Here is a 6171-nt window from a genome sequence, read left to right as displayed (position 1 = left end):
AGCTCCTGCTGCGTCTGCCCATCCAGCTCAATCGACTTGGCGACCCGCATGGCATCACACCCCCTTGGCCATCGGAGTATGCCTTCGAGCGAAAGTTCAACTAATTCGCGCGCACTACACTAGTAGCACTTCGAGCCGCCGCACCGCATGGTTGTCGCCGGTCACCGCCCTTGGCCCAATGCTTGACGGCGGTTCGATGGCCGTCATCTTCAGCGTGAATGTGCTGCCTCGCCCCTCGCCGTCGCTGTGGGCATCGAGCCAGCCATCATGTAGCTCGGCCAGTCGGCGCGCGAGCGTGAGCCCGATGCCAAGGCCGCCTTGTGACCGTGCCGCGTCTCGCTCACCTTGCACAAAGAGGTCGAACACTCGAGGCAACAGCTCGGCGGACATGCCGACGCCTTCGTCATGCACAGTGAGCACAACGCGGCCGGCGGAGCGTGCAAGCACCACTTGTATGGCACCGCCGGCTGGCGAGTAGCGCATCGCATTGGTCAGCAGATTGGAAACGATCTGCTCCATCCGCGTGTCGTCGCCGGACACCCAGGCGGGTTCAAGTTGCAGATCAAGCTGGTGCTTGGAGGAACTGCCGACCAGCTGCACGGCCACCCGCTGCACCAGTGCGGCGAAGTCGAGCGGCCGCCGTTCGAGGTCAATCTTGCCCCTGCTAACACGACTGGCGTCGAGCAGGTCGTCAACGAGCTTCGTCATATGCGCGGTCTGCCGCTGCAGCACCCCCTGCGCCAAGATGGCGGGGGCGCCTTCAGGTCGCAAGCGAAGAATTTGCAGTGCGCCGGTGATCGCGCTGAGGGGATTGCGCAGTTCGTGGCCTAGCATGGCCAAAAACTCGTCCTTGGCGCGGTTGGCACCTTCGGCTTGCGCACGTGCCAGGCCGAGCGCTTGCATCGCTTGTGCCGCGTCGCCAAGGGCGCTTTGCAGCTCGCGCAGCTCCCTCATGGCCAGTTTTTTTGCCGACCCGGTCTTCGCCTCGCGACATGGCGAAGTGTCTGCCAGGGCATGCTGCTCGTCGGGTGGCGTTATGGGCTGCGTGGGCTGCACAGACGAGCTGTAGTTTGCACGCCGCATCGCGCGCGCTTGGTCGGCAAGTAGTGCTACGGGCTCGCTAATGCGACGAGCGAGGATACGAGCAAGCAGTAGCGCTAGCGCCAGTGACACACCAACGCCCAGCAAGCCGAGGACAAGGAAGCGCCAAGCGCTGGCCTCGACGCTCTTGGCCGGAACGCCAACGCCCACAGACCAGCCGCTAAAGGCCGAGCGCCGCCAAGTCACGTACGAGGGCGTACCTTCCAGCGTGCCGCCCTTGTAGGCCCCTTCGGCGGCGCCCGAGGTGAGCGCGGCATGAAACGCCGGCGCCACCGTCACCCCGACCTGCACCTGTCCCTGGTGCAGGCGGGCCACCTGCAGGAGTCGCCGGTCGACTACTGAAGCAACCCAGTCATTGGGCATGCCCTGTTCGCGCAGGAGGCCCGAGATGACCACCGGGTCGACCACCGCGGTGAGCACGTAGGCCAGTCGGCCTTTGCGCAGCACCGGCACGCGTACCGGAAATGCTTGTTGCAGACCGCGCGGGCCCGCCGATAAGCTGCCGATAGCCGGTTGCATTGTGCGCACCACGGCCTCGAAGCTGGCGCTCTCTTCGGTGCGTAGCGGTTCGGCGCCGTAGGGCAGCGCCGCATTGACCTGCTGCTGGCCGTTGGCGTCAGCCAGAATCACAGTCACCCACTCGGGACGCAGATTCTTGACCCGCAGGGCCAGGCCGTGGAAACCTTCGAGCTCGCCGTCGGCGAGCGCCTGGCTCTCGGCCAGTATGCGCAGAGCGGCCACTGTGGCCCGCAACTCGGCGTCGATGGCGCTTGTGATCGCGACCACGCGGTCGTGCATTCCACGTTCGAAGGTTTGCCGCTCCTGCCGGGCTTGCACCACGGCCAGTCCGGCGGAGAACAGCACCACCGGCAGCAGCGTGCCGAGCACTAACAAAAACAAGTTTTTGCTGATGCTCGCGGAACGCAGCATCGAGGAGAAAATGGCCATCGAGTTCGGGCTCCATCGACCCTGCAGAACGTCAGGTAGCTGATCATCGCAGATGCGGCTACCAGACAGCCATTTCCCCGAAGGCAACAGCCGGCGCCGCCGCGAGGGCGTGTAATAAGCCCATTTCATGGCATCAGACAGGTCAACCTCGCAAGCGTAGTGCGCGCCTCTGTTCTGTACTTATCGTAAGACCGCAGGCAGTGCAGCCTTGGCTCTGGCGACCTTGGCCAGGATGTCCGAAGCACTGGCCGTCCAGATGAACGGGGTGGTTGTGCGTGGCGTGGTTGTCCGCGATCAGATGCAGGCTCAGATGCCTGGCCGTGCGCGGTCGATGAGCCGCAGGAGCTTGAGCCATTCGATGCGACGTGCCGTGGCGCTTGTAGTGAATCTGGCTCTTCTCGTCGCAACTGAGTACCAGCGCCCGCTCGGGGGGATTCAGGTACAGGCCACCCACGTCCAGGTAAAGCGCTAGCCCCGCAGGCCAGGCGCGCCGCCGCCCTGGTCATGATCGCGCAGTGCGATCTGTCCGAGCGGCGCGAACCGTCCCGAATCCGTTGCACCGCTTCACTCCTGCACCCACGGGCTCGGGGAGGTTGCGAACTGTCAATGCATGCATTTTATCGCTCCGCCTTCATCCCTTTGGGGGAAGGCGCTGCGGCTGCGCATTTCGCCCCTGGACTGCCCTTGAAACGAAACAAGGACCCGAAGGTCCTTGTTTTTACTCGCATTTTTTGGGGTGGCTGATGGGACTCGAACCCACGACGACCAGAATCACAATCTGGGACTCTACCAACTGAGCTACAGCCACCGTAGAGCCCCGTATTATAGCCGCCTGCTTACTGCCCCGGCGGCGCCGCGAGCGCTGTTTCCGCCGGCTTGGGCACCTTCATCTGCACCTTGAAGCGTTCCTTCAGCAGCTCGTAGTACGCCATGCTCTCGGCCGAGGCCCAGGCGCGGCCGTACTGGTCCATCTCCTGCTTGGCCTGGTCGGCCGGCGGCGCGGTGCGCGGCAGCACCTTGCCGACCTTGGCCACCGCGTAGCCCTGCGCGCCCAGGTCCACGCCCACCCAGGCGGGCAACGCCGCGGGGTCGGCACGCAGCACCGCCTCGACGACCTGGCGCTGCAGCTTCTGCGGGTCCTGGCGCGACACGACCACCGCTTCGGGCAGCGTGGCGCCGGCGGGCGCCGCCTTCCACGCGGCCAGCTTGGCCTGTCCGTCCTTGCGGGCCAGCTCGGCGGCGCGCTCGGCGATCCATTGCGTGCGCACCTGGTCCTTCACCTCGACCAGGGGCCGCGTGCGCGCCGGCGCGTACTGCGCGACGCGGCCGGCCACCAGCTGGCTGGGGCCGAACTCCACCGCTTCGGTGTTGCGCTTCTTCTCGGTCGCATCGGGCGAGAACAGCGCGGCCAAAAACTTCGGGTTGGCCAGCGGGCCGGTGGTGCCGGGCGCCGGCTGGCGCGTGACGTTGGCGGCCGTCTTCACTTCCAGCTTCAGCTTGTCGGACACGGGCTTCAAGCTGTCCGCCTGCTCGTACACCGTGTTGCTGAAGGTCTCGGCCACTTCGGCGTACTTGCGCTGCGCCTGCTGCTTCTTCAGGTCGGCTTCCAGATGCGGCTTCACTTCCTCGAAGGTTTTCTGCTTGGGCGTCTTCAGGTCGGTGAGCTTGATGATGTGGTAGCCGAACTCGGTTTCCACCAGGCCGCTGATGTCGCCCTTCTTCAGCGCGAACGCGGTGTCCTCGAACGGCTTGGCCATGGCGCCGCGCGCGAAGAAGTCCAGGTCGCCGCCCTGCGTCGCGGAGCCGGGGTCCTGCGAATTCTTTTTCGCCACTTCGGCGAAGCTGTCGGGGTTCTTCTTCACCGCGGCCAGCAGTTCCTCGGCCTTCGCCTTGGCCTTCTCGCGGTCGGCGGGCGGCGCGTTCTTCGGCACGGCCACCAGGATGTGGCTGGCGCGGCGCTCCTCCTGCCCGGACAGGCGCGCGACGTTCTGCTCGTAATAGGTCTTCAGGTCCTGCTCGTTGACCGCGACGCCGGCGGTCACCGCGTTGACGTCCAGCACCACGTACTCCACGCTGGCCTGCTCGGGCGCCTGGAACTGCTGCGGGTGCGCTTTGTAGAAGGCTTCGAGGTCGGTGTCGGTGGGAACGGCCTTGCCGGCGTATTCGGCCGGGTCGAAGCGCGCGACCTGCACCTCGCGCCGCTCGAAGTAGGCGCCCATTGCCACGCTGGCCTGCGACGGCGTCGCCAGGCCGGAGTCGGTCAGGCCCGACAGCACCTGGCGCGCACCCAGGTCGGCGCGCACGCGCGCCTCGAAGGTTTCGGGCGTCATGCCCTGCCCTGACAGCAGCTGCCGGTAGCGCGCCATGTCCAGCTTGCCGTCCGGCCCGCGCAGCGAGGCGATCACCTCGTTGCGGTTGATCTCGCGCGCCACGCGCGGGTCGCTGATGGACAGGTGGCTCTTTTCCGCAGCGGCGATCATCACGCGCTCGCGTACCAGGCGCTCCAGCGTGCCGTAGCGCGCCGCGGGCGAGTCCAGCAGCTTGGCGTCGAGGGTGGGCATCTGCTGGCGCAGCCGGTCGACCTCCGCCTTGTGCGCGGCGTCCCAGTCAGCCTGCAGGATCTCCTGGCCGTCCACCTTCGCCACGGCTTCGCCGCGTTCCTTGAAACGGTTGTAGCCCTCCAGGCCGAACAGCACGAATGAAGGAAAAATCAACAGCACCAGCAGCAGCTGCATCAGCCGGTTGTGCTTGCGGACGAAATCGAACATGGGGAGACTCGCGTTCTCTCTGGACAACAAAAAAGGCGAACCGTGCGTTCGCCTTCCTCGGGGGTGGTGGGTGCTGACGGGATCGAACCGCCGACCTACGCCTTGTAAGGGCGCCGCTCTACCGGCTGAGCTAAGCACCCCACCGACAAGACCCGTTTCAGTTCAGCGCATCCTTGAGCGCCTTGCCGGGACGGAACTTGGGAACCTTGGCAGCCTTGATTTTAATCTGCGCGCCGGTGCGGGGATTGCGGCCGCTGCGCGCGGCGCGCTTGCCCACCGCGAAAGTGCCGAAACCGACCAGAGACACCGAGCCGCCTTTCTTGAGCGTGGTCTTGACGGCGCCGATCATGGATTCAAGGGCGCGTGTGGCGGCGGCCTTGGAGATGTCGGCATGCTTGGCGATGTGCTCGATCAGTTCGGTCTTGTTCACAGGGGCCCCTCGTAGAGAGAAAAGAGTTGGTCAGAGTGTCTCGCTGGCGCGCTCTGAGGCGCGGTGTCCAGGAATTCGGAAGACTTTTGTTCGCGGCCGAAACCGCTTGATGGCGATTAGAGCCAGCGCGCCCAGGCGTGTCAACAAGAGCGGCCCTGGCTGTGGCTATCCGACAGCGCGGAGGCGGATTCTAGACGCAAATCCGCAGTGTCCGCGCGGCGGGAATGCCCAAAAACCGTGCTGCAACGCGGCAAGCGCACTACAGCGCGCCGGCGATGGCGCGCCCCAGGTCCGCCGTTCCCGCGGTGCCGCCGATGTCGGCGGTGCGCGGCGCGCCGCTGCCCGGCGCGAGCACTTTCTCGATGGCGGCGAGCACCGCGTCGTGCGCGTCCTTGTGCCCCAGAAACTCCAGCATCATCGCGCCGCACCAGATCTGGCCGATCGGGTTGGCGATGCCTTTGCCCGCAATGTCGGGCGCCGAGCCGTGCACCGGTTCGAACAGCGAAGGCGTGGTGCGGTCCGGGTTCAGGTTGGCGCTGGGCGCGATTCCGATGGTGCCGGTGCACGCCGGCCCCAGGTCGCTCAGGATGTCGCCGAACAGGTTGCTGGCCACCACCACGTCGAAGAAGTCGGGCCGCTGCACGAAGTGCGCGGTGAGGATGTCGATGTGGAACTTGTCCAGCGCCACCTGCGGATAGGCCTTGGCCATCTCGGCCACGCGCTCGTCCCAGTAGGGCATGGTGATGGCGATGCCGTTGGACTTGGTCGCGCTGGTCAGGTGCTTTTTCGGGCGGCTCTGCGCTAGTGTCCTGTCCCGATAATACGTGAGCAAAGTCGATGCAGCTTTTCAAGGATCGAATCGGCGGTCGCAGTCCATTTGAACGGCTGACAGTTTTGGTTGTGAGCGTTGACGAAATGGTCGAT

3 protein-coding genes, 2 tRNA genes and 2 pseudogenes are annotated in these 6171 nt (G+C 65.5%); all 7 read right to left on the bottom strand.

The features are described 5' to 3' along the window. Positions 1 to 114: 114 nt before the first annotated feature. Entirely contained in the window at positions 115 to 2049 is a 1935-nt protein-coding gene (locus tag H0U68_RS05485) for a sensor histidine kinase (RefSeq protein ID WP_296353453.1), read from the bottom strand. Between the two features lie 732 nt (positions 2050 to 2781). After that, a tRNA-His gene (locus H0U68_RS05480) sits at positions 2782 to 2857 on the bottom strand. Positions 2858 to 2885: 28 nt separating this feature from the next. Then, the gene (locus H0U68_RS05475; RefSeq protein WP_296353452.1) at positions 2886 to 4817 is read right to left on the bottom strand and encodes a SurA N-terminal domain-containing protein; all 1932 of its coding nucleotides are present in this window, start codon (positions 4815 to 4817) and stop codon (positions 2886 to 2888) included. A 64-nt stretch (positions 4818 to 4881) separates the two neighbouring features. Beyond that, positions 4882 to 4957, bottom strand: a tRNA-Val gene (locus H0U68_RS05470). A 17-nt stretch (positions 4958 to 4974) separates the two neighbouring features. Then, a complete protein-coding gene (locus H0U68_RS05465; RefSeq protein ID WP_013901776.1) occupies positions 4975 to 5247 on the bottom strand; it encodes an HU family DNA-binding protein in 273 nt (90 codons plus the stop codon). Positions 5248 to 5506: 259 nt separating this feature from the next. Further along, positions 5507 to 6052, bottom strand: a pseudogene (locus H0U68_RS05460) (isocitrate/isopropylmalate family dehydrogenase); the annotation flags it as partial. Then, positions 6049 to 6171 (bottom strand): annotated as a pseudogene (locus H0U68_RS05455) (IS630 family transposase); the annotation flags it as partial. The pseudogenes H0U68_RS05455 and H0U68_RS05460, both read right to left, overlap by 4 nt.

Source organism: Ramlibacter sp., assembly GCF_013697775.1.
Lineage (GTDB): Bacteria > Pseudomonadota > Gammaproteobacteria > Burkholderiales > Burkholderiaceae_C > Ramlibacter.
This window is presented reverse-complemented; position numbering and strand designations above follow the sequence as displayed.

What these genes read in the sequence shown, in the direction of transcription:
- H0U68_RS05485 (WP_296353453.1), bottom strand. Translation starts at nt 2,049, where the DNA reads ATGGCCATTTTCTCCTCGATGCTGCGTTCCGCGAGCATCAGCAAAAAC.
- H0U68_RS05475 (WP_296353452.1), bottom strand. Translation starts at nt 4,817, where the DNA reads ATGTTCGATTTCGTCCGCAAGCACAACCGGCTGATGCAGCTGCTGCTG.